This window comes from Nonomuraea sp. NPDC050536, assembly GCF_044457685.1.
Lineage (GTDB): Bacteria > Actinomycetota > Actinomycetes > Streptosporangiales > Streptosporangiaceae > Nonomuraea.
Map to the genome: position 1 here is coordinate 35,841 of NZ_JBITHD010000034.1, position 23,006 is coordinate 58,846.

Below are 23,006 nucleotides of genomic sequence, written 5' to 3' on the forward strand. Positions count from 1 at the left end.
ATGCACGTCGCCATAGCCCTGTATCCGAAGTTCACCGCGCTGGACGCGGTCGGCCCCTACACCGTGCTGGCCTACGCGCCGGACACCACGGTCACGTTCGTGGCCGGGGAACCCGGTCCCGTCACCGACGACCGGGGCACGCTCACGCTCACGGCCACCGCCGCCTTCGCCGACCTGCCAAGGCCGGACGTGGTGCTGGTGCCCGGCGGCCCAGGGACCATGGAGGCGCTCCAGGACGAGGCGCTGATCGGCTGGATCCGCGCGGCACACGAGCACACGCGCTGGACCACCTCCGTCTGCAGCGGCTCGTTCCTGCTCGGCGCCGCGGGGGTGCTCGAGGGCAGGCAGGCCACCAGCCACTGGGCCGTCGTCGACCAGCTCGCCGCCTACGGCGCGCAGCCCGTCCGCGAGCGCGTCGTCGTCCAGGACAAGGTCGTGACCGCCGCCGGGGTCTCGGCCGGGATCGACATGGCGCTCACGCTGCTGGCCACGGCGGCGGGCGAGGAGACGGCGCGAGCCGTACAACTGGCGATCGAGTACGACCCGCAGCCGCCGTTCCCGATGGACCCCGCCTACACCGACCAGGCGCTCAAGCTGCTCGGCTAGTCGGGCAGCACCACGGGGACCTGGGCCAGCAGGCCGCCGTCCACCTTGTGCTCGGCGCCTGTGACGAACGACGAGCGGGCACTGGCCAGGAACGCCACCACCTCGGCCACCTCGCTCGCCTTGGCCACCCGGCCCAGCGGGTGCGACCGGCCCCACTCGTCGATCATTTCCTGCTGGCTGCGGTCGCCCTTCCACAGGTCGGCCGCCCAGCGCAGCATCGGGGTGTCGACCGAGCCCGGGCACACCGAGTTGACCCGGATGCCGTCGGCGGCGTGGTCCAGCGCCATCGCCCTGGTCAGGCCGTTCAGCGCGGCCTTGCTCGTGCTGTAGGCGGCCACGCTGGTCTGCGAGGCGAACGCCTGCACCGACGAGACGATCACGATGGAGCCGCCGCCCCGCCTGCGCAGCGCGGGGATGGCGGCCTTGCAGGTCAGGTAGACGCCCTTGAGGTTGACGTCCATGACCTCGTCCCACAGGTCCTCGGGGGTGTCCTCGACCGTGCCGTAGCGCTGCACGCCCGCCGCGGTGACCACGACGTCCAGCCCGCCGTACCTGGTCACGGCCAGGTCCACCAGGCCGCGCATCTCGTCGGGCCTGCGTACGTCGGCCACCACGCCGGTCACGTACTCGCTGTCGAGCGCCGCGTCCTTGTCGACTCCGCAGAAGACCACCCTGGCTCCGCCGTCGGCGAGCCGGTCCACGACCGCCCGCCCGATGCCCGTGGATCCGCCGGTGACCAGCGCCACCTTCCCCGCGAAATCACTCATACCAGGACCTCCGCCCTGAGTGTCATCGTCTTCGTCTCGTGGGGCTGCAGGAGCAGCGCCGTGCCGTTCTCCACCGCCTCGGCCAGCCCGTTGGTGGGCATGCTGGAGAACGGCTCCAGCCCGATCGTGTAGACCCTGCCCCACCACGGATACTCCTGCGACGCGCCCACCTCCTGCCACATCCACAGGTACGGCAGGGCCCGCGCATCCCATTCCACGCGCATCCCGATATCCGTGGCGATCTCGTACCAGCCCTCGGTGAAGCCGGTGAGATACAGCACGTCGCTGGGGGCCCCTTGCTCGGGGACCACGCTGAGATCCGTCTGCCCGCCCTCCGGCGTCGGCACCTTCGGCCACTGCCACGGGCCGCCTTGCTGGACGCGGCGTTGGGGCGGATTTATCGCGACATCGTGGGGAATCACCTGGATCCCGTCGGGCAGCCTGATCGTCGCACCGGGGCGCAGGAACGGCCTGCCGTACACCAGGTGCTGGCCCCACATGGCGTGCAGCGGGATGCCGGCCTCGTTCGTGGCGCGGCTTTCGACCTCCAGCGCGGCCGCGCCGTACACCAGCCTGAGGGTCCTCTCCACCCGGTACGGCAGGCGTCGCGTGCGCACGGTCAGCCGGACGGCGACCTCGTCCTCGGTGTCGGACACCACCTGACAGTCCCAGGGGAGCCCGGCGACCTCGCCGTGCTGCGCCAGGCGGGCACCGCGGTAGACGCTCGGGGCGCCGCCGCTGGGGAAGATCTCCTGCCAGCCGCCCTCGTAATGGTCGATGAACTGGGCCACGTCGTCGGCGGCGCCCAGGAAGTGGTCGCGCGGGTTGCGAAGGCCCTGGGGCGAGAGCCAGACGAAGTCGGTGTCGGTGGGTTTGTGGAGGAACTCGACGACGTCACCGCCCTTCTCGGGAAGGACGGTGACGCGGAGTTTGTCGTTTTCCAGCACGACCGCACGCATGCCGTCGATGACGGCATGGTGCAGTCGCGCTCCCCAGTTACGCCTCAATCGAAGCTCACGTCGATGAAGCGGGGGCGGTAGATCGAGACGTCGTGGTAGTGGTCGGTGTTGACGAAGCTGTTCACGTTGTAGGACACAACCAGGCCATTACCCGAAATCTCGGGATGTGCGTGGGCGTTGTAGGTGAAGATGTTGCCGCCCGTCTCCGGGGTCGTGTAGATCAGCTGCTTGCCGGTGAACGGACCGGTGGGAGAGCACGAGGAGTACGCCACGATGTGCGGGCTCAGGATCTCGCTCGTGTCCTGCGTGATCAGGACATATCCGGATCCGACCTTGGTGACGCTGTACTCGTTGGCCACGCCGCTCATCAGCCGGGCCGAGTCGGTCTCGGTGCGCGACCAGGTGCCGTCGGCCTTGAGGAACTCCCATGTGCCCGTCAGGCTCTGGCCGCGGATCCTGGCCAGGTGCATGTACTTGGGCGAGCCCAGGTCCTCCACGCCGTAGACGTAGGTGTAGCCGCCGTCCTTGAGGATGGCGCTGGCCCAGGCCACGCCGCCCCCCGACGGCAGGTCGGTCACGTCGACCGGCTGGCTGAGCAGTCCGGGGGCGAAGCGGGCCACCACGTTGCGGTGCCAGCGCCAGTCCCACGGGCCGGTGCCGTAGCGCTCGTACTCCTGGTAGGTCACCTCGACCAGGCCGCCCGCCACGGTGGCGTCGCCGGCCCAGTACCAGTGCTTGTCGTCGCGCGGCGGCATCACGGCCACCGGCTTGTCGGCCGTGCCGCCGTGGATGGTGGACAGCCTGCCGTTCCGCTCGACGGCGAAGGTGTTGTTCAGGAAGACGGTCGTGCCGCCCTCCTCGACCACCGGCGGGCGGGAACCGTCGGGGTTCACCTGGCCGAGGAAGGTGTCGGAGAAGACCCACACCTCCTTGCCGTTGGCCAGCCGCAGCGAGTACGTGCCGTCGGCGCCGGTCCAGTCGTCTGTGCGGGAGTTGTCATTGCCGTAGTTCGTGAACAGCTGCGTCAGCCGCGTGTCGATCTGGGCGCCCTTGAAGGTGGGCGCGCAACTCGACGGGCTCGTCGCCTGCTGGGTGGTTGCCGCCGATACGGACGGGACCGGCTTGGGGGGCGCGGCCAGCGCTTGGTGCGGGACGGCGGACAGCCCGAGCACCGCGATGGACAGGGAAGCGAGGGCGGACCGCAGTCGCGTCATCACACGTCCTAGGGGGAGGGGGTGAACGCTACAGTTCTAGTCATTAGATCACTTACTGTCTAGGGCCCCCGCCCCTAGGATTCGCCGAGTGCTGCTTCGCTTAGCCGCGGTCGCGTCGGCCGCCGTCCCCGTGGTCGTCACCGGCAATCTCCTGGTACAGGAATGCGGCTGGTTCGCCTACGCACCCCCTCCCGCGCCGAGCGGCCTCTCGCTCGCGGCCTGGACGGTCCTGTCATGGGCGGTCACCCTGCTCCCGCCGGTCCTCGCCGGGCTGGCGCTGTGGGTTCCGCGGCGGCTGGTGGCGCTCGGTTGCGGCGCGACAGCCGTGGTGCTGGCGCTCGACGTCCTCGTCCCGCTGCTCTTCCCGCAGACCACGATGTGCGGCACGCCCACGCAGATCCGCTGGGACAACGTCGCCGCCCACGCGCTGGCCCTTTCCCTCCTGGTCGCGACCCGGCGGCAGGCGTCCCCATCGGTGCCGCGGATGGCCGCCCTGGCGTGGACGTTCGCGGCCGCGCTGTGCGCCTGGCACCCCGGCGAGGACCACCTCATCACCTGCCTCGGCGACGGACAGATCCCCGCCTGGTACGCCCACCTGATGATGAACGTCGACCCCACCGCCACCTGGCCCGCGCTGGTGGCCGTCGCGGCCGTGGCTCCCGGCGGATGGCTGGTCGCCCTCGTCCTCGCCGCCCGAGCCTTCGCCACCCCCGTCCTCCTGGCCACCTCCGGCATCCCCGCCACCTGCGGGGCCGCGGGCCTGGTCGGCTGGCCGTACCTGGTCGCCGCGGTCCTGGTGGTCATCGGGGGTCGAAGTGTGGGTTGGGGAGGAATTCGCCGTCGCTCAGGCGGTGGGCTCCCCGGATGAAGCGACGGTCCACCCCGCCCGGGAAGACGACCGTGCCGTCGGGTCTGGCGAAGCCTCCTGGTACGTGGACCTCGTAGACGTAGGCGCCACGGGAGTACGACTCGGCCTCGTCCATGTAGCGGTGGGTGTAGACGTGCTCGCCCGGCAGGTACGGCAGCAATCCCTGGTCGTGGATCGCCTCGGGCGCCGTGCGGGATCCGTGGAAGACCGGCGCTCGGTCGGTCCGCCAGACCGTCCCTGGCCGCCGCAGCTCGGACGCCACCAGGTCGTCGACGGGCGTCGCCCGATCGGCCGCCACAGCCAGGTAATCGGGCCGCGCGGCGACGTGCTTTCCGGCCTGGCCGTCAAGCCGCCTGAGCAGCGTCCTGGCCTGCCGTATGAACGAGACCGGGCCCCTGTCGAGAGCCTCGGCGAGCGCCTTCAACCCCGCCCGTACGGCCTGCCGCGTCACCGGCAGCCGCGCCATCAGCCCCAGCGCCAGAGCCACGGCCGCGGCCACCAACTGCGCGATGGTGAGCACCTTCCACGCCAGCACCAGGGCGGCGGCGCCGATCAGCGCCAACCCCAGCACCCGGCACGCCGACACCCCATCGCGCCGGGCCCCCGCGAACTCCTCCCAGGCGCCCCGCAACGCCTCCACGTCCCGCCCCTGGTTGGCCGCCAGCGCCCGGTCGACGGCTTCGACGGCTCCCGCGTACGCCGAGGCCCGCCGCTCCCCGTGCGCCACCAGCCGCCACCCGGCGGCGCACAGCACGGTCTCGTCGACGTCGGGCCACGGACACCCGGCCAGCTCCATCACAGGCCGCAGGCCGGCAGGCACCTCCAGGCCCATCGCCCCACCTAAGCTGTCGGTCCATGCGGGAAGAGATCGCAGTCTCCCACACCCACCTGACGTCCGCCCGGGACGCCCTGACAGCCGCCGCCACCACCCTGGAACCCGCCGTCGTCCCCTCGCCGACCCACGCCTGGGGCGACCTCTCCACAGTCGGCACCTTCGCCGAATCAGTCCTCGCCGAACTCCAGCAAACCCTCACCACCCACACCCAGGCCCTCCACACCCAGGCCACCGGCCTCGCCACCCACTCCACCACCCACCACTCCGCCGACCTGTCCAGCGGCGCGGGCCGCTACGGCTGAGTCCACGGTGAGGCACACGTCCCTGGATGCATAGCAGCATGCAGGAATAGCAAGTCCGGCCCCGGGAAGGCATGACCATGACATTTGGTGGTTGCCGTTGGCGGTGCTGTCGACCAGGTCCGGATCGTAGACTGCGCGTATGAGCGCGATGCGTGACGAGCTCCATTCCCTGGTCGACCAGCTGCCCGAAGACCAGGTGCCGCCGGTGCTCGCGCTCGTGCGCGAGAACATCGCGGCGTCACGCCGCCGTGAGGGAGCCACGCTGACTCTGGAACGGATCCGTGAACGGATGCGTGGAGTGACGGGCGTGGACGAAGAGCTGGATCGCCTTCGGGACGGGTCGCGTGGCTGACGCCTACGTCGTCGATACCGGTGTGTTCCTGCGATGGTTTGTCGATCAACCCGGTTTCGAGCACGCTCGAGAAGTTCAAGAGGCGTTCCTGGAGGACCGGATCGGGCTGGAGACGGCCGATTTCGCACGCATCGAGGTGGCGGGAGTCCTGAGGAAGAAAGGGCTTCTCGCGGGTCGCCTGACGGCTGAGGAGTTCATCGCGGCCGTTCGGGTCATCGATGAGTTCGGGGTTCGCGTCCACCAGGTTGACGCAGACAGGCTCGAGAGAGCCGCCGCTCTGGCGGTGCGGCTCACGCTCCGCATGTACGACGCGATTTTCGCCCAACTGGCGCTCGACAGAGCGATCCCGTTGCTCACGACCGATGCCAAGCTCTGCAAGGCGGTCGATGGAGTCGTGAAGACCGAACTTCTCCGAGGTGTGGCCGAGCGCGCGGACTGAAAATCCGGATGCCCGGACGTGAAATCGCCATGTAGCCTGCGCGAGGACCTTGGAGGGGAATCGCGATGGGGCACGTCGAGGTAGGACATCTGACGTATGTGTTGCCCGATGGGCGGCCGCTGCTGAACGACGTGTCCTTCCGGATCGGCGAAGGCGTGAAGGCTGCGCTGGTCGGGCCCAACGGGGCGGGGAAGACCACCCTGATGCGGCTGATCGCGGGGGACCTGCAGCCCGTTGATGGCAGCGTGGCCAGCTCCGGCGGGCTGGGGGTGATGCGGCAGTTCATCGGGAGCCTGCGTGACGGGAGCACCGTGCACGACCTGCTGCTGAGCGTCGCGCCCCCGGCGGTGCGGCAGGCGGCGGAGCGGCTGGACAAGGCCGAGCTGGCGATGATGGAGCGCGACGACGAGAAGACGCAGATGCGTTACGCGCAGGCCATCACCGACTACACCGACGCCGGCGGCTACGAGATCGAGGTGCTGTGGGACACGTGCACCGTCGCGGGGCTCGGCGTGCCGTACGACGGGTGCAAGTACCGCGAGGTGTCGACGCTGTCCGGCGGCGAGCAGAAGCGGCTGGTGCTCGAGGCGCTGCTGCGCGGGCCCGACCAGACGCTGCTGCTGGACGAGCCGGACAACTACCTGGACGTGCCGGGTAAGGAGTGGCTGGAGCAGCAGCTCAACGAGACGCCCAAGACCGTCCTGCTGGTCAGCCACGACCGCCAGCTGCTCGCCAACGCGGCGAATCGCATCATCACCGTCGAGTCCGGAAATATCTGGATCCATGGTGGCGGGTTTGGTACGTACGCCGAGGCCCGCAGGGCCCGCAACGAGCGGCTCGACGAGCTGCGCAGGCGCTGGGACGAGGAGCACGCCAAGCTCAAGACCTTGGTCCTGATGCTGCGTGAGAAGGCCAAGTACAACGACGGCATGGCCCCCGCCTACCGCGCCGCCCAGACGCGGCTGCGCAAGTTCGAGGAGGCGGGCCCGCCGGAGGAGACGCCCAGCGAGCAGAACATCCGCATGCGCCTCAAGGGCGGCCGCACCGGCAAGCGCGCCGTCGTCTGCGAGGAGCTGGAGCTGACCGGCCTGATGCGGCCCTTCTCCAACGAGATCTGGTACGGCGAGCGGGTCGCGGTCCTGGGTTCGAACGGATCGGGCAAGTCCCACTTCCTGCGCCTGCTGTCGGGCGAGACCGTGGCGCACACCGGCGTCGCGAAGCTGGGCGCGCGCGTGGTGCCGGGGCTGTTCGCGCAGACCCATGCCAGGCCGGACCTCAGGAGCCGCACGCCGGTCGAGATCGTGATGACCGAGCACGCCAGGCTCAAGAACGAGGCCATGAAGATCCTGGCCCGCTACGAGCTGGCGGGGCGGGTGGCCGAGCAGCGCTTCGAGACGCTGTCGGGCGGTCAGCAGGCCAGGCTGCAGATCCTGCTGCTCGAGCTGTCGGGCGCCACGCTGCTGCTGCTCGACGAGCCGACCGACAACCTCGACCTGGCCAGCGCCGAGGCACTGCAGGCCGGACTGGACGCCTTCGAGGGCACTGTCATGGCGGTCACGCACGACCGCTGGTTCGCCGCCGACTTCGACCGCTTCCTGGTGTTCGGCTCCGACGGCATGGTCTACGAATCCCCAGAACCGGTCTGGGACGAGGCTCGGGTGGTCCGTCCCCGTTAAAGAGTTGGTACGGCTGGCGCGTGTCCCGCGCCAGCCGTACCCATGGAGCGGCTATGACGGCAAAGTGATCCCGCGTAGCCGAACCGTCAGCCTCCTCGCACTCGGGGCGATCTGCCTCGCCGGGTGCTCGAGCCAGGAGCCGCAGCAGTCGACGCAGCTCAAGCCGCTCGCCGTCAAGGAGCAGGTCTCCAACATCGTCAAGTCGTCCGACGGGTACGCCGTGAACTGGGCGGGCGTGCTCAGCAACGCCAATCCCTGGCACTTCGGCGAGCACGTGGTCGCCACGATCGTCGGCAAGGACGCCAAGGGGGCGGAAGTGGTCCGGATGGACCAGCCGCTCGACGCGGTGCCGCCGGGTGGCTCGCTGGCCTTCACCGGCCAGGCCACCGCCGCCGCGAAGCCGGCCCAGGTGACCATCCAGTACCGTGCCGCGCAGTGGCGCGAGGCGGCCCGCATCCCGTCGGCGTTCCAGCAGTTCCCGGTCTCACGGGTGCAGACGCTGCGGCAGAAGGACGGCTCCTACCTGATCATGGGGTACGTGTCCAACCCCTACCAGCTGCCCGCCAGCAGCCTGGTGGTCAACGCGCTGTTGCATGACAGCTCAGGCAAGCTGCTGGGCGGCGGCAGCACGTTCGTGGACGACGTGAAGGCCGGCAGCCCGCCGCGCTTCATCCTGACCGTGGACGGCATGCCCAAGGACGTCAAGGTGGCCAGGACCGACGTCACGGCGCGCACCTGGGGTTCGACCGGCCGGCCGTACGAGGATCTGGCGTTGGGCGGCGCGGTGCCGGTCCACACGGTCAAGCCCACGACGGCGCCGTTCGCGGTCGACCGGTCGGCCGACGGCGACCATAAGCCGTGAGACGCCGCGCCCGTCCGGGGCGCGGCGCCTTCCTGATAAAGCGAAACCTATTCGCATTCAATAACTCTTTATCAAAAATGACGATAAATCGGGCGAGAGGCTGCGCCTTCTTGCTTCATTTCTGACCCGCCGAAGACAACCGATGTCATTCACGCTGAATCGGTAGAACTACTAGTTACTAATCCATTACCTTCGGTCACATGAATGACCGCGTCCTGGTCGAGGCACTCCGCGCCCGCGACCCTGGTGCACTCGCTGCGCTGTACGACGCGCACGCCGAGCGCATCTACAGATATTGCTGGTCCCTTCTCATGAGCACCGACAGCGCCCAGGTGGCGTTGCGCGACACGTTGATAGCCGCGGAAGCGCACGCGGGATCGCTGTCGGATCCGGGCAGACTGCGCCCATGGTTGTATGCGCTGGCACGCGGTGAATGCCTGCGCAGGCGGATGGCCTCGCCGCCGGACGCGGGCGAGGCGCTGGCCGAGATGCCGAAGCCGGCCGATCCCGGCGACGCCGACCTGCGGGTCATGGCGTGGAACGCCACGCAGAGCCTGACGCCCGCCGACCGCGAGGTGCTGGAGCTCGGCGCCAGGCACGACCTGTCCACCTCGGAGATCGCGGCGGTCCTCGGGGTACCGCCGCGCCAGGTCGAGGCGGCTCAGGAGGAGGCCAGGGAGCGGCTGCGGGACGCGATCACGGCGGAGATCCTGGCCAGGAAGGGCCCCTACGACTGCCCGCGCCGGGCCAGGATCCTGTCGGGCTTCTCCGGGGAACTGACCCCGGACATGCGCGACCACCTGGTCAGGCACGTGCAGCGGTGCGAGACGTGCTCACCGCACCGCAGCAGGCAGGTCTCGGCGGCCAAGGTGTTCGAATTACTGCCGCAGGCAGGCCTACCCGACGTGCTCAGGGTCCGGGTGATGAGCTGCTTCATCGACCCGGAGCTCGTGCCCTACCGGCGCTACGTGGCCAGGCGGACGGGGACGCTCGACTCGGCCGGGTTTCCCGTTACGGGCGAACGGAAGCCACGCAAATGGCCTCAGGCCCTGGCTGGCGCGCTTGCGGCGGTCGCGGCCGTGGTGGCGATAGCGGTGATCTTCAACCACTTCGGCGGCGAGCGGGGCGGGCTGACCGGCATCGCCTCCGACGCCTTCCCCGCCACCGGCGAGCCCCCCGGCATCCGCCTGCCCTGGCAGCCGGAGCCGCAGGACGACCAGATGACGGTCGAGCCCATCCTCGACAGCACCGCCACGTACCCGATCGGCGCGCGGCACTCGGTGGGACCCATGACGCTCACCACGCCCGACATCGGCCCCACCCACGGCCCCGCCCCGCAGCCCACGCACTCCGCCGGCCGCCCGACCAGGGGTGCCACGACGCCGCCGGCCGGTGAGCCGACGCCGCCGCCCAGCCTCGACCCCACCACGGCTCCCGAGCAGGGGCCGCCCGGGCATCACCACGATCGCGGCTGGCGCTCCGGCGCCCCCTGCCCGCCGTCGGGCAGGCCCACCCGGCCCCCCAGGACGACTCCCACGCCGACCGCTCCCGCGCCGCCCCCGACCACTCCGGCACCGACGCCCACGCCGACGTCCGCGACGCCGACGGCGAGCGAGCCCACCAAGGATCCGGCATCAGGACAGGCCTCGTCGTCCGACGTCCCGCCGCCTCCCACGGGGAGCTGATGGGAGGTGCAGGCCTACCAGGTCCGCCAGGACCCGCACCTCGGCTGCCGGGTCTGCCCGCTGCCGCTGCGCAGGGAACTGACCGAGCTGGTGCCCAGGAGCCACCGCGTGTCCTGGCCGACCTGGCTCGACCAGGGGCCGCGCATGCTCCGCGACGTGCTCGAGCTCTGCCGCCTGCGCACCGCCCGCGGCCTGGCCGTGCTGTCCTGGCTGGCCGGTGAGGACCCGCCCGGCGAGTACGGCTGGCTGTGGGCCGCCCAGCGCCTGACCGGCGCCCGCCAGGAACGCATGTACGGCGCGGCCGCCGCGCTGCCCGACACGGTGCTCGGCCTGGTGCTGGCCAACTGGACCTGGGTGCTGGACACCCGCCACGGCGGCCGGGTGACGGCCCCCTACCTGGCCGGCACCGCCTACCCGGCCGACGGCCACGTGGCGGCCGACGCCACGATGACGCTCTTCCAGACCTACGAGCGCCACCCGGAGGCCCGCCCCGCCATCGCGGCCGCCTGGGCGGTGGCCCGGGTGAGCACCGACTGGTGCAAGGCCGCCGAACTTCACGCTGCGTACGGAAGCCAGACCCCCGTCTTCACCTATCCCCGTGGTGCGACACCGTCCGTCATGGGCGTCCGTCCCTGGATCGAACGCCTGTTTCGCCTGCGATGATTACGTTGCGTATGGTTCAGGTGTGCGGGGCGTGACTGCTGGGAACTGTGTGCATAGAGTGACCACACCAAGGGGGATCTCCATGCACATCAGGGCGGGTCTTCTCGTCGCCGCGTGCCTGGTCGTCGCCGTGTGCCCCCCGGCGGCCGCCGATCCGGCGCCGTCATCACGCGACGTGGCCAAGGCGCGGGCCACCGTACGGGACAGGACCAAGGAGCTGAGTCAGGCCAGCGCCAAGCTGGCGGTGGCGCAGGCGCGGCTCGAGGATCTCGCGGCCACGGCCGAGCAGCAGGTCGAGGCCTACAACGGCGAGCTGGTCAAGCTCGCGGCCGCCGGAAAGACCTACGAACAGGCCAAGGCCAGGCTGGTCAACGCCGACGCCGCGCTGGACCAGGCCAGGCAGGCCGTGGCCGCCATCGCCGCGCAGAGCTACGGCGGGATCGACATGACGCGGCCGATCATGACCCTGGTGTCCGACGAGGGCAGTAGCGACGGGTTCCTGCACCGGGCCAGCGTGCTCGAGGAGCTCGGCGAGGAGCGGGCCAGGGTGCTCGAGCGCATGCGCGACGCCCAGGTGGTCTCCTCGATCATGCGCCGGCAGACGCAGGACGCCTACAACGCCCAGCAGGCGGCCTCGGAGCGCGCCAGGAAGGCCAAGCTCGCCGCCCAGCAGGCCGTCGAGACCCAGACCACGCAGACCACGCAGCTGGTCGCCAGCAAGAAGACGCTGCAGAAGAAGGTCGACGCCGCCAAGGGCCAGGCCCAGCGGCTGGCGATGCGGCGCGCGGCGGCCCTGCAGAGCATCCCCACGGGAGTGCCGCTGTCAGCGGGCTCCACGATGGGCGACGTGGCCGCGAACTGGGCGCTCGGCCAGCTCGGCAAGCCGTACGTGTGGGCTGCGGCGGGGCCGTCGGGCTACGACTGCTCGGGCCTGACGATGCGCGCGTGGGAGCAGGCGGGGGTCCAGCTCGACCACTGGACGGGAACCCAGTGGACGTCCGGACCCCACGTGCCGCTCGACCAGCTGCGCCGCGGCGACCTGCTGTTCTACGGGCAGATCACCAGCGACCCTGGAACGATCCACCACGTCGGCATCTACGTCGGCCGTGGTCTGATGGTCAACGCGCCGCAGACGGGCGACGTGGTGCAAACCGCCTCCATGTGGCGGCGCGACCTTGTCGGCGCCACCAGACCCAGTTAGTGGACGCCGCTAGTGTTCCGACTCCTTGGCACGCTGGAACGACCGCTCGATCTCGGCCTCGGCCTCGACCCGGCCCACCCAGTCGGCGCCCTCGACGGACTTGCCCGGCTCGAGGTCCTTGTAGACCTCGAAGAAGTGCTGGATCTCCAGCCGGTCGAACTCCGCCACGTGGTGGATGTCGCGGATGTGCTCCATGCGCGGGTCGGTGGACGGGACGCACAGAACCTTGTCGTCTCCGCCCTTCTCGTCGGTCATGCGGAACATGCCGACGGCCCGGCAGGTGATGTAGCAGCCGGGGAACGTCGGCTCCTGCAGCAACACCAGCGCGTCCAGGGGGTCGCCGTCCTCACCGAGGGTGTTCTCGATGAAGCCGTAGTCGGCGGGGTACTGCGTGGAGGTGAACAGCAGCCGGTCCAGACGGATCTTCCCGGTCGCATGGTCCACTTCGTACTTGTTCCGTTGTCCCTTGGGAATCTCAACGACAACGTCGAACTCCACCGCGGTTCCTCCACTCAGGCCCTCGGGAACCCCCGGCAGGGCGTTAATGTCTCGTAGGCGAACTAGCAGGAAAGAGGGCGGGAAGTGGCGCGGCGCGAGCGGTGGGTGATGCTGGCCACTCTCGCCCTGCTGCAGACCGTGACGATCGCCACCGGCGTTTACGCGGTGAGCAACGACTTCAGCCTGGCTGCGCTGACGAGAGAGCCCTCCCACCCGGCCGAGCCGACGGCGTCTCCCTCCGCCTCCCTGTTCACCGCGGGACCTGTACTGGCCCAGCTGTCGTCAGAAGACGGACCTCTCCCGACCAAGGGTACTTTGACCCAACAGCTCACCGGCGCCCTGGGTGACCATGCGCTGGGCGAGCACGTGGGCGCCGTCGTGCTGGACGCGGCGACCGGCGAGCGGATCTTCGCCGCCAACGCCGACTCGGGCGTCACGCCCGCCTCGACCACCAAGCTGGTGACCACCACCGCGGCGCTGTCCTCGCTGGGGCCCGACGCCCGCTTCTCCACGCGGGTGGTCCGGGGCAAGGTCCGCAACTCGATCGTCCTGGTCGGCGGCGGCGACCCCACCCTCGCCGGCCCCGCGGCCAAGAACGGGGCGTACTACCCGCGCAACGCCTCGCTGGCCACCCTGGCCCAGCGCACCGCCGCCTCCCTGAAGGCCCGCGGCCTCACCAAGGTGACGCTCTCCTACGACGCCTCGCTGTATTCGGGGTCGCCGATCGGCCCCGGTTGGAAACCCGGCTACATCCCCGACGGCAATGTCGCCCCCGTCTATGCCCTGGCCATCGACGAAGGGCGGGCCAATCCCGCGCAATCCCGCCCACGCGTGTCCAACCCGCCGGCCTACGCCGCCGCCTCATTCGCGAAATTGCTCGCAAAGTACGGCATCGCCGTAAGCAGGACGATAAATGCGGGTAAAGCGGGAGCCGGGGCCGAGCAGTTGGGCGTGGTCGACTCCGCGCCGCTCTACGCCCTGGTGGAGCACGCGCTGACCTTCAGCGACAACGACCTGTCCGAGGCTCTGGCCCGGCACGTGGCCATCAAGGAAGGGCTGCCCGCCTCCTTCCAGGGCGGCGCCCAGGCGGTGACCCAGGTGCTGAAGCGGCTCGGCCTGGCCAAGGGCGTCCTGGTCAACGACGGCAGCGGCCTGTCGCCCCGCAACCGCATCAGCGCCGACTCCCTGGCCAGGGTGATCGCCCTGGCCAGCTCGTCCGCCCACCCGGAGCTCCACGCGGTCGCCTCGGGCATGCCGGTCGCGGGATTCTCCGGCACCCTGGGCAACGGCCGCCGCTTCATCGAGAAGGACGCCAAGCCACAGGTGGGCTTGGTGCGCGCCAAAACGGGCACCCTCAACAACGTCAACACACTGGCCGGAATGGCGACCACGAAGGACGGCAGGCTGGTCACCTTCGCCTTCATGGCAGACAAGGTCCCGCTCAACGCCGAACCCGTCCTGGACAGGCTCGCCGCCATCGTCGCGCGGTCTTGAGCGGAACCACGTACGGTGGATGGCATGCAGGTGATCGACTGGGATCTGGCCGTCACGACCGGAACGCGCCTGGTGCGCTCCGGCCCTCAGGTGAGCCGGGAGGAGGCCAGACAGGCCGTCACCGAGCTCCGCGCGCTCTCCCGCGAGGCCGAAGGCCACGTGCGGGAGTTCACCAAGATCCACACTGAGACGCCGCCGCAGCCGGCGACCATCGTGGACCGCCCTGGCTGGATCAAGGCCAACGTGGAGGGCTTCCGCGTCGTGCTCGAGCCGCTCACCCAGCGCATCGGGCGAGACGCCCCGCCGCCCGCGATCGTCAGCGCCGTCGGCTCCCGCATCACCGGCGTCGAGGTGGGCGCGGTGCTGGCGTTCCTGGCCTCCCGGGTGCTCGGCCAGTACGAGCTGTTCCTGCCGCCCGACCCGTCCGGCCGCGAGCCGATCGGCCGCCTGACGCTGGTCGCGCCCAACATCGTCAACGCCGAGCGCGAGCTCAACGTCAACTCGCGCGACTTCCGGCTCTGGGTGTGCCTGCACGAGGAGACCCACCGGGTCCAGTTCACCGGCGTCCCCTGGCTGCGCGAGTACGTGCGCGCGCAGATGACCGAGTTCCTGCTCGCCTCCGACCTGGATCTGCCCACGCTGCTCGAGCGCCTGCGCAGCGCCGCCGACACCGTGGCCGACGTGGTCCGCGGCGGCGAGGGCAACCTCATCGACGCCATCCAGTCGCCCGGCCAGAAGGAGATCCTCGACCGCCTCACCGCGGTGATGACCCTGGTCGAGGGCCACGGCGACTTCGTGATGGACGCCGTCGGCCCGTCCGTGGTGCCCACCGTGGCCGACATCCGCGCCAAGTTCGCCCAGCGCCGCGAGGGCGGCTCCCGCCTGGACAAGACCGTCAGGCGCCTGCTCGGCATCGAGATCAAGATGAAGCAGTACGCCGAAGGGTCGGCGTTCGTCCGCCACGTGGTCGGCAAGGTCGGCATGGACGGCTTCAACAAGGTCTGGACCTCGCCCGACACGCTGCCCACCACCCCCGAGATCACCGACCCCGACGCCTGGATCAGGCGCGTGGCCGGAGCGCCTGCCCTGGAGGACTGAACCCCGGGACAATAGGTCCCGTGGGACCACGTCCAGCCGTCGCCGACGTCCGCAGAGCCGTGCGGGAGGCACTGTCCGGCCTGCCGGTCGGCTCGCTGGTGCTGGCCGCGTGCAGCGGCGGCGCCGACTCGCTCGCCCTGGCCGCCGCGCTGGCCTTCGTCGCGCCCCGGGCCGGGTTGCGCGGCGGTCTGCTGACCGTCGACCACCGGCTGCAGGAGGGATCCGCCGAGCGGGCCGCCGAGGTCGCGGCCCTGGGAGAACGCCTGGGGCTGGACCCCGTCGAGGTGCTCACCGTGGAGGTGGGCACCGAGGGCGGCCCAGAGGCCGCGGCCAGGGACGCCAGATACGCGGCCCTGGGCGAGGCGGCGGCACGCCTCGGAGCCCAGGTGGTCCTGCTCGCGCACACGCTGAACGACCAGGCCGAGACCGTGCTCCTGGGGCTGGCCCGGGGCAGCGGCCTCCGCTCGCTGTCCGGGATGGCGAGCCACGGCGGTCCGGCGGCTGCGGCCGGCCGTACCGGGGAGCTCTATCGGCGGCCATTTCTGGAAATTTCCCGTAAAACCACCGAGACCGCCTGTGAGGCGCTCGACCTGAAACCCTGGAACGACCCGCACAACGAGGACCCGCGCTTCACCCGGGTCCGGGTCCGCCGCGCGATCCTGCCCGTCCTGGAGACCGAACTCGGCCCCGGAGTCGCCGAGGCGCTGGCGCGGACCGCGAAACTCGCCAGGGAGGACGCCGACGCCCTCGCCGAATGGGCAAATACGGCGTACCAGAATTGCGCTCTTAGCGATATCTCCGGGTCCGTGACGCTGGCCGTACCGGAGCTGGAGAGGCTACCGACGGCCGTCAGGAAGAGAGTGCTGCGCCGGGCGGCCATCGCCGCGGGAGCGCCCTCGGGAGCCCTTTCGGCCACGCACGTGACCGCCGTGGAGCGGCTCGTCACCCACTGGCACGGGCAGAAGGCCGTTGACCTGCCCGGGGGGCTGGCCGCCACACGGCAGTATGGCACCCTGATACTCGCCATCCGTCCCATCGCGTAAGGAACCACAGGTGGACGCAGCCGACATGGGCCAGGACCTGGAGAAGGTCCTCATCCCCGAGGACGAGCTCCAGGCCAAGATCAAGGAACTGGCCGCTCAGATCGACCAGGACTACGCGGGCAAGGACCTGCTGCTGGTGGGCGTGTTGAAGGGCGCGGTCATGGTCATGGCAGACCTGGCCAAGTCACTGCACCTGAGTGTCCAGATGGACTGGATGGCCGTGTCGTCCTACGGCGCGGGCACCAAGTCGTCGGGCGTGGTGCGGGTGCTCAAGGACCTCGACACCGACATCATGGGCCGCCACGTGCTGATCGTCGAGGACATCATCGACTCGGGGCTGACACTGCACTGGCTCATTGAGAACCTCAAGTCGCGTGACCCCGCCTCGCTGGAGATCTGCGCCGCGCTGCGCAAGCCCGACGCGGTGAAGGTGCCGATCGATGTGAAGTACGTCGGATTCGACATCCCGAACGAGTTCGTCATCGGTTACGGGCTCGACTACGCCGAGCGTTACCGGAATCTCCCCTTCATCGGAACGCTGGCTCCACACGTTTACAAATAAGGGGACGGGAACATCGCGCAACCTGACGTACGTTGGTAGGGCAAGAGCCGGTGTAGCCCTATGCCGGTGTACCTTCTGACAACTGGAAGGGTGACCCCGTGTCCCCCTTCGAGTAGTCAGTAACTCGCGGCGACGGATGCCGCGGCCCCGGGGTTTCCCGGGGTTCCAGGCCTTGGTCAGGAAGGGACGGGCCCGCAAGGGGTTCCGCATCGGATGGATCTCAAGCGATTTACACGTGGGCCACTGCTGTGGATCCTGGGCATCGTCGTGCTGCTCCTGCTCGTCACCCAGCTGTGGAGCGGCGGGGGCAACTTCAAGCAGGCCGACACGTCCACGGTCCTCGCCCAGATTCAGACGGGTAACTTCACCAGCGCGAAGATCGTTGACAAGGATCAACGCATCGAGCTGACGCTGAAGAACCCGATATCGGTCAAGCCTGGCGACACCCCGACCAAGCTGATCCAGTCCGACTGGGTCGCTGGTTACGGCGCCAAGCTCACCGACGAGCTGCAGGCTCAGGTCCAGTCGGACAAGACCAAGAGCTTCACCACCGAGGTGCCGCAGGAGAACTTCCTGGTCAGCATCCTGGTGAGCTTCCTGCCGATCGTCATCATCGTGCTGATCTTCCTGTTCATCATGAACCAGATGCAGGGCGGCGGCAGCCGGGTGATGAACTTCGGCAAGTCCAAGGCGAAGCTGATCACCAAGGACACCCCCAAGACCACGTTCGCCGATGTCGCAGGCGCGGACGAGGCCATCGAGGAGCTCCAGGAGATCAAGGAGTTCCTGCAGGCCCCGGCCAAGTTCCAGGCCATCGGCGCCAAGATCCCCAAGGGCGTGCTGCTGTACGGCCCGCCCGGCACCGGCAAGACCCTGCTCGCCCGCGCGGTCGCGGGTGAGGCGGGCGTGCCCTTCTACTCGATCTCCGGTTCCGACTTCGTCGAGATGTTCGTCGGTGTCGGCGCCTCGCGAGTGCGCGACCTGTTCGAGCAGGCCAAGGCGAACGCCCCGGCGATCATCTTCATCGACGAGATCGACGCCGTCGGCCGCCACCGCGGCGCCGGCCTGGGCGGCGGTCACGACGAGCGCGAGCAGACGCTGAACCAGCTGCTCGTCGAGATGGACGGCTTCGACGTCAAGGGCGGCGTGATCCTCATCGCCGCGACGAACCGGCCCGACATCCTCGACCCGGCGCTGCTGCGTCCGGGCCGCTTCGACCGGCAGGTCACCGTCGACCGTCCCGACCTCGAGGGCCGCAAGGGCATCCTGCGCGTCCACGGGCGCGGCAAGCCGTTCGCGCCGGAGGTCGACCTGGACGTCATCGCCCGCCGTACCCCCGGGTTCACGGGCGCCGACCTGGCCAACGTGATCAACGAGGCGGCGCTGCTCACTGCGCGCAACGACCAGAAGCTGATCTCGATGGACCTCCTCGAGGAGTCGATCGACCGCGTCATGGCAGGGCCCGAGCGCAAGTCGCGGGTCATGTCCGACAAGGAGAAGAAGATGATCGCCTACCACGAGGGCGGTCACGCGCTCGTGGCGCACGCGTTGCCCAACAGCGACCCCGTGCACAAGATCACGATCCTCTCCCGCGGCCGCGCGCTGGGTTACACCATGACCCTGCCGATGGAGGACAAGTTCCTGGCCACCAGGTCGGAGATGATGGACCAGCTCGCGATGCTGCTCGGCGGCCGCGCGGCGGAGGAGCTCGTCTTCCACGAGCCCACCACCGGCGCCTCCAACGACATCGAGAAGGCCACGGCAGTCGCCCGCCGGATGGTGGTCGAATACGGCATGAGCGAGCAGCTCGGCGCCCGCAAGTTCGGCTCGGGCACCGCAGAGGTCTTCCTGGGCCGCGAGATGGGTCACGAGCGTGACTACTCCGAGAAGATCGCCTCGACGATCGACGAGGAGGTCCGCCGGATGATCGAGACGGCGCACGACCAGGCGTGGGACATCCTGGTCGAGTACCGCGACGTGCTCGACAACCTGGTGCTCCACCTCATGGACAAGGAGACCCTCTCCCGCGACCAGGTGCTCGACATCTTCGCCCCGGTTGTCGTCAAGGAGCACCGCCCGTCCTACGCGGGTTACGGCAAGCGGCTTCCCTCCGACCGCCCGCCCATCCTGACCCCCAAGGAGCAGTCCGCCAACGGCGCGCTGACCGCGGGGCACCAGGACGCCATCCCGTCCGGAGACGGTGCGTGAAGCAGCACGACGTTGACCTTGGCCGGATCGAGAAGGCCGTCCGGGAGATCCTCTACGCCATCGGCGAGGATCCCGACCGCGACGGCCTGCTCGACACCCCCGCTCGCGTGGCGCGCGCCTACGCCGAGCAGTTCTCCGGCCTCGGTCAGACCCCCGAAGACGTCCTGACCAAGGTCTTCGACGTCGACCATGACGAGATGGTGCTGGTGCGCGACATCGAGGTCTACTCGACCTGCGAGCACCACCTCGTCCCGTTCCACGGCATGGCCCACGTCGGCTACATTCCCAACGACAAGGGCCAGGTCACGGGTCTGTCCAAGCTGGCCCGCCTGGTGGACGTCTTCGCCCGCCGGCCGCAGGTGCAGGAGCGCATGACGTCGCAGATCGCCGACGCCCTGATGCGCGTGCTTGAGCCGCGCGGGGTCATCGTGGTGATCGAGTGCGAGCACCTGTGCATGACCATGCGCGGGGTCCGCAAGCCGGGCGCCAAGACCGTCACCTCGGCGGTCCGCGGCGACTTCCGCCACAGCGACAAGACCCGCGCCGAGGCGATGGCGCTCATCCTGGGCCGATAGATCTTTTCAGGTTCCTGTTTTACGGCGAGCCGCCGCCTCGCCAGTCGCCGTACTTCGGCTGGCCCCTGTCCAGGGAGACGCTCCTGCGGTGATACGGGGTTTCGCGCCGTTACGATGCGCGGAACCCCGTTCCCACGGCCCCGGTTTCTCGCCGCACAGGGCGCCGCCTTCCACCGCCCCACACCCCGCCGACCCGGCGCCTGGAAAACCCGGGATCCGGCCCCCTGGAAGCCCTCGGGATTCGGGCCGCCTGGTAAACCACTGGGGGTGCCGAGGGCCGTGGGACGTGGATTCTGGGCGCCGTGGCGGCGGGCAAGTGTCATCGACTCGCCGGAAGCGCCGTGTGCGGGCCCTCAGCACACGACGGCGGGCGGCCGTTGGCGGTGGCTTGCCGTACAAGATCATGCTGATTTCTACGGGTTTGTTATCGCAAGTGGGGGGCCAGCGGATGAGCGGCTACATGACACCGCCTAGGCTTGAGCGCATGGGTGTGCCGGGGCCGAATGTGGACCGGTGCCTCGTCATGGGTGTGGTCAATGTGACGCCGGACTCCTTCTCCGATGGAGGGCTCTGGTTCGACGAGGCAGCGGCGATCCGGCATGGCCTCGATCTGGTCGCCGAGGGCGCCGACCTGGTCGACGTAGGCGGCGAGTCGACGCGTCCCGGCGCGACCAGGGTGTCCCTGGAGGAGGAGCTGCGCCGCGTCGTCCCGGTGATCAGGGGGCTGAGCGCCGAGGGCGTGACGGTCTCCGTCGACACGATGCGCGCCGAGGTCGCCAGGGCCACGGTAGAGGCGGGCGCGCAGCTGGTGAACGACGTGAGCGGCGGCCTGGCCGACCCCGGCATGGCCGACCTGGTGGCCGCGACGGGCGTGCCGTACGTGGTGATGCACTGGCGGGGCCACAGTGACTCGATGGACGCCCTTGCGGTCTACGCCGATGTGGTGAGCGAGGTGCGCGAGGAGCTGGCCAGGCGGGTGGAGTCGCTGCTGGCCGCGGGTGTGACCGAGAGCCAGATCGTGCTCGACCCGGGCCTGGGCTTCGCCAAGCAGCCGGCGCACCGCCACGACTGGGCGCTGCTCGCGGGCATGGACAAGCTGCTGGCGCTGGGCTATCCCCTGATGATCGGGGCCTCGCGCAAGAGGTTCCTGGGCACGCTGCTGCCCGCAGAAGACGGCTCGCCGCGCCCCGCGGCCGAGCGTGACGACGCCACCGTGGCCGTGACCGCTCTGGCCGCGCAGGCGGGGGCCTGGTGCGTGCGGGTGCACGCGGTCAGGCCGAACGCCGACGCGGTTCGCGTGGCCGCCGCATGGAAGAGGGCTAACGCATGAGCGTCGACACGGCCGCGATCGAGACGGTCAACCAGTCTTTCTATACGGCGATCGAGGAGGCCGACCTCGACAGGATGACCGAGATCTGGGCCGAGGACGGTGTCGAAGACCAGGTCAGTTGCGTGCATCCCGGCTGGGCCCTGCTGACGGGCCGCTCGGAGGTGCTGCGGTCGTGGGCGCTGATCATGGCGAACACGACCTACATCCAGTTCGTGCTCACCGACGTCAGCACCACCGTCCTCGGCGACGTGGCGGTGCTGACCTGCGTGGAGAACATCCTGACGGCCGGCGAGGAGGGCGATGCCAGCTTCGCCGCCGGCAAGGTGGTGGCCAGTAACGTCTACATCCGCACCGCCAACGGCTGGCGGCTGTGGATGCATCATGGATCGCCTGTCCTGCAGGATGAGGAGGGCGAGGAGGAGGAAGGCGAGCTTGAGGCTTGATCGCATCACCCTGAAGGGCCTGCGCGCCCGTGGGCGCCACGGCGTGCTCGCCGCGGAACGCGAGCTCGGCCAGGAGTTCGTGGTGGACGCGACGCTGTTCGTCGACACCGCGCCCGCCGCGGCGGGCGACGACCTCGCCAAGACCGTGCATTACGGCGAGCTGGCCCAGGAGCTGGTCAAGGTGGTGGAGGGGGAGCCGGTCGATCTGATCGAGACGCTCGCCCAGCGCCTGGCCGACGTCTGCCTGGCCTACGAGCTCGTCTCGAGAGTGGAGATCAGCGTGCACAAACCGGCCGCGCCCATCCCGCTGCCGTTCGACGACGTGATCGTGACCATCGAACGGAGCCGCGTATGAAGGCCGTCCTCGCGCTGGGCAGCAACCAGGGGCACCGTTTCGACACCCTGCAGGGGGCCATGGACGCGTTGTTCGACGCGCCTGGGCTGGAGTTCGTGGCGGCCTCGCCCGTCTACGAGACCGACCCGGTCGGCGGTCCTGAGGGGCAGCGTCCGTACCTGAACGCCGTCGTGATCGCCGAGACCAAGCTGCAGCCGCGCATGCTGCTCGAGCGCGCGCAGAGCGTGGAGACCGCCTTCGGGCGGGTCCGCGAGGAGCGCTGGGGCCCGCGCACGCTCGACGTCGACCTGATCGTGGTGGGCGACACCGTGTGCGACGACCCGGTCCTGACGCTGCCGCATCCGCGCGTGCACGAGCGCGCCTTCGTGCTGGTGCCGTGGTCTCAGGTGGATCCCTCCGGCGTGGTGCCCGGTCATGGCGAGGTGACGGTGCTGCTTGCCGGCCTCGACCAGAGCGGGGTACGGCTGCGCTCCGACCTGACCCTGCAGGTGCCGGATTGAGGCCCACCAAACCCGGGATCCTCGTCGGTCTCGTCGTCATCGTCGCGCTGCTGACCTGGATCGTGGTCAAGCAGTTCTACTCCGAACTCCCGGTGCTGCCGTGGACCGCGATCCCGACGGTGATGCTGCTTGCCGTGGGTGAGTTCTACAGCGGGTGGATGACCAAGGCGCGCATCGCTCGCAAGCCCGGCACCAAGCCCGTCGAGCCGCTCGCGGTCGCCCGCCTGGCGGCCCTGGCCAAGGCCTCGGCCTACGTGGGCGCGGTCTTCGCGGGGGTCTTCGCGGGCTTCGCGATCTTTGACGTCCAGCTGTTCACCCGTGAGGTGCCGCGCGCCGAGTTCTTCATCGCGGCCGGCTCGTTCGCCGCGTTCGTGATCCTCATCTGCGCCGCCCTCTACCTGGAGCACGCCTGCAAGATCCCGAAGAGCCCGGAAGACCTCAAAGCCCGAGGTAACGACTGAGAGCGTCGCT

At 69.7% G+C, this 23,006-nt stretch carries 26 protein-coding genes; 21 read left to right on the forward strand and 5 right to left on the reverse strand.

Annotation, left to right across the window (positions count from 1 at the left end; genetic code table 11):
* Positions 1-606, forward strand: a complete 606-nt coding sequence (locus ACIBHX_RS49220; RefSeq protein WP_397075550.1) for a DJ-1/PfpI family protein — start codon at positions 1-3, stop codon at positions 604-606.
* On the opposite strand, the gene ACIBHX_RS49225 is transcribed toward ACIBHX_RS49220, so the two are convergent.
* Genes ACIBHX_RS49225 through ACIBHX_RS49235 form a run of 3 tightly spaced genes read right to left on the reverse strand, consistent with a single transcriptional unit; the run spans position 603 to position 3,546 of the window.
* Positions 603-1,373, reverse strand: coding sequence for an SDR family NAD(P)-dependent oxidoreductase (locus ACIBHX_RS49225; protein ID WP_397075552.1), 771 nt, complete (start codon positions 1,371-1,373; stop codon positions 603-605). The two genes, ACIBHX_RS49220 and ACIBHX_RS49225, sit on opposite strands and share 4 nt — an antisense overlap.
* On the reverse strand, positions 1,370-2,332 hold the full coding sequence (locus tag ACIBHX_RS49230) for a DUF4432 family protein (protein ID WP_397075554.1): 963 nt from the start codon (positions 2,330-2,332) through the stop codon (positions 1,370-1,372). The genes ACIBHX_RS49225 and ACIBHX_RS49230 overlap by 4 nt, the downstream gene beginning before the upstream one ends.
* Before the next feature lie 44 nt (positions 2,333-2,376).
* Positions 2,377-3,546 (reverse strand): DUF4185 domain-containing protein, encoded by a 1,170-nt coding sequence (locus ACIBHX_RS49235; RefSeq protein ID WP_397075556.1) that lies wholly within the window; start codon positions 3,544-3,546, stop codon positions 2,377-2,379.
* An 88-nt stretch (positions 3,547-3,634) separates the two neighbouring features.
* On the opposite strand from ACIBHX_RS49235, the gene ACIBHX_RS49240 reads away from it, so the two are divergent.
* Entirely contained in the window at positions 3,635-4,414 is a 780-nt protein-coding gene (locus ACIBHX_RS49240; protein WP_397075557.1) for a hypothetical protein, read from the forward strand.
* Here the strand turns inward: ACIBHX_RS49240 and ACIBHX_RS49245 are convergent.
* Entirely contained in the window at positions 4,347-5,246 is a 900-nt protein-coding gene (locus ACIBHX_RS49245) for a hypothetical protein (protein ID WP_397075559.1), read from the reverse strand. The two genes, ACIBHX_RS49240 and ACIBHX_RS49245, sit on opposite strands and share 68 nt — an antisense overlap.
* 23 nt (positions 5,247-5,269) lie before the next feature.
* On the opposite strand from ACIBHX_RS49245, the gene ACIBHX_RS49250 reads away from it, so the two are divergent.
* From ACIBHX_RS49250 to ACIBHX_RS49285, 8 genes are all read left to right on the forward strand, one after another.
* Positions 5,270-5,551, forward strand: a complete 282-nt coding sequence (locus ACIBHX_RS49250; RefSeq protein ID WP_397075560.1) for a hypothetical protein — start codon at positions 5,270-5,272, stop codon at positions 5,549-5,551.
* Between the two features lie 139 nt (positions 5,552-5,690).
* Positions 5,691-5,903, forward strand: a complete 213-nt coding sequence (locus ACIBHX_RS49255; RefSeq protein ID WP_397075561.1) for a hypothetical protein — start codon at positions 5,691-5,693, stop codon at positions 5,901-5,903.
* The gene (locus ACIBHX_RS49260; RefSeq protein WP_397075563.1) at positions 5,896-6,342 is read left to right on the forward strand and encodes a type II toxin-antitoxin system VapC family toxin; all 447 of its coding nucleotides are present in this window, start codon (positions 5,896-5,898) and stop codon (positions 6,340-6,342) included. The genes ACIBHX_RS49255 and ACIBHX_RS49260 overlap by 8 nt, the downstream gene beginning before the upstream one ends.
* Before the next feature lie 65 nt (positions 6,343-6,407).
* A complete protein-coding gene (locus ACIBHX_RS49265) occupies positions 6,408-8,018 on the forward strand; it encodes an ABC-F family ATP-binding cassette domain-containing protein (RefSeq protein WP_397075565.1) in 1,611 nt (536 codons plus the stop codon).
* A 64-nt stretch (positions 8,019-8,082) separates the two neighbouring features.
* Positions 8,083-8,880 carry a hypothetical protein gene (locus tag ACIBHX_RS49270; protein WP_397075567.1) on the forward strand — a complete coding sequence of 266 codons (798 nt, stop codon included), beginning with the start codon at positions 8,083-8,085 and terminating at the stop codon, positions 8,878-8,880.
* 200 nt (positions 8,881-9,080) lie between these two features.
* Positions 9,081-10,565 (forward strand): RNA polymerase sigma factor, encoded by a 1,485-nt coding sequence (locus tag ACIBHX_RS49275; protein ID WP_397075568.1) that lies wholly within the window; start codon positions 9,081-9,083, stop codon positions 10,563-10,565.
* Positions 10,566-10,571: 6 nt separating this feature from the next.
* A complete protein-coding gene (locus ACIBHX_RS49280) occupies positions 10,572-11,228 on the forward strand; it encodes a hypothetical protein (RefSeq protein ID WP_397075570.1) in 657 nt (218 codons plus the stop codon).
* An 82-nt stretch (positions 11,229-11,310) separates the two neighbouring features.
* Positions 11,311-12,429, forward strand: coding sequence for an NlpC/P60 family protein (locus ACIBHX_RS49285; protein ID WP_397075571.1), 1,119 nt, complete (start codon positions 11,311-11,313; stop codon positions 12,427-12,429).
* Positions 12,430-12,438: 9 nt separating this feature from the next.
* On the opposite strand, the gene ACIBHX_RS49290 is transcribed toward ACIBHX_RS49285, so the two are convergent.
* Positions 12,439-12,927, reverse strand: a complete 489-nt coding sequence (locus tag ACIBHX_RS49290; protein ID WP_397075573.1) for an inorganic diphosphatase — start codon at positions 12,925-12,927, stop codon at positions 12,439-12,441.
* 84 nt (positions 12,928-13,011) lie between these two features.
* Between ACIBHX_RS49290 and dacB the strand changes: the two genes are divergently transcribed.
* From dacB to ACIBHX_RS49345, 11 genes are all read left to right on the forward strand, one after another.
* Complete coding sequence (gene dacB, locus ACIBHX_RS49295; protein ID WP_397075574.1) at positions 13,012-14,421, forward strand: D-alanyl-D-alanine carboxypeptidase/D-alanyl-D-alanine-endopeptidase; 1,410 nt, start codon at positions 13,012-13,014, stop codon at positions 14,419-14,421.
* Between the two features lie 24 nt (positions 14,422-14,445).
* Positions 14,446-15,519 carry a zinc-dependent metalloprotease gene (locus ACIBHX_RS49300; RefSeq protein ID WP_397075576.1) on the forward strand — a complete coding sequence of 358 codons (1,074 nt, stop codon included), beginning with the start codon at positions 14,446-14,448 and terminating at the stop codon, positions 15,517-15,519.
* Between the two features lie 20 nt (positions 15,520-15,539).
* Complete coding sequence (gene tilS / locus ACIBHX_RS49305) at positions 15,540-16,562, forward strand: tRNA lysidine(34) synthetase TilS (protein WP_397075578.1); 1,023 nt, start codon at positions 15,540-15,542, stop codon at positions 16,560-16,562.
* Between the two features lie 10 nt (positions 16,563-16,572).
* The gene (gene hpt, locus ACIBHX_RS49310; RefSeq protein WP_397075579.1) at positions 16,573-17,124 is read left to right on the forward strand and encodes a hypoxanthine phosphoribosyltransferase; all 552 of its coding nucleotides are present in this window, start codon (positions 16,573-16,575) and stop codon (positions 17,122-17,124) included.
* Between the two features lie 213 nt (positions 17,125-17,337).
* Entirely contained in the window at positions 17,338-19,332 is a 1,995-nt protein-coding gene (ftsH, locus tag ACIBHX_RS49315) for an ATP-dependent zinc metalloprotease FtsH (protein WP_397075581.1), read from the forward strand.
* On the forward strand, positions 19,329-19,907 hold the full coding sequence (gene folE / locus ACIBHX_RS49320) for a GTP cyclohydrolase I FolE (protein WP_397075583.1): 579 nt from the start codon (positions 19,329-19,331) through the stop codon (positions 19,905-19,907). The genes ftsH and folE overlap by 4 nt, the downstream gene beginning before the upstream one ends.
* A gap of 523 nt (positions 19,908-20,430) precedes the next feature.
* Positions 20,431-21,237, forward strand: coding sequence for a dihydropteroate synthase (folP, locus tag ACIBHX_RS49325; protein ID WP_397075634.1), 807 nt, complete (start codon positions 20,431-20,433; stop codon positions 21,235-21,237).
* Complete coding sequence (locus ACIBHX_RS49330) at positions 21,234-21,680, forward strand: nuclear transport factor 2 family protein (protein ID WP_397075584.1); 447 nt, start codon at positions 21,234-21,236, stop codon at positions 21,678-21,680. Before folP ends, ACIBHX_RS49330 begins: the two co-directional genes overlap by 4 nt.
* Entirely contained in the window at positions 21,670-22,035 is a 366-nt protein-coding gene (gene folB, locus ACIBHX_RS49335) for a dihydroneopterin aldolase (RefSeq protein ID WP_397075586.1), read from the forward strand. The genes ACIBHX_RS49330 and folB overlap by 11 nt, the downstream gene beginning before the upstream one ends.
* Complete coding sequence (gene folK, locus ACIBHX_RS49340) at positions 22,032-22,535, forward strand: 2-amino-4-hydroxy-6-hydroxymethyldihydropteridine diphosphokinase (RefSeq protein ID WP_397075587.1); 504 nt, start codon at positions 22,032-22,034, stop codon at positions 22,533-22,535. The genes folB and folK overlap by 4 nt, the downstream gene beginning before the upstream one ends.
* A complete protein-coding gene (locus ACIBHX_RS49345) occupies positions 22,532-22,996 on the forward strand; it encodes a DUF3180 domain-containing protein (protein ID WP_397075589.1) in 465 nt (154 codons plus the stop codon). Before folK ends, ACIBHX_RS49345 begins: the two co-directional genes overlap by 4 nt.
* The last annotated feature ends 10 nt before the right edge of the window (positions 22,997-23,006 follow it).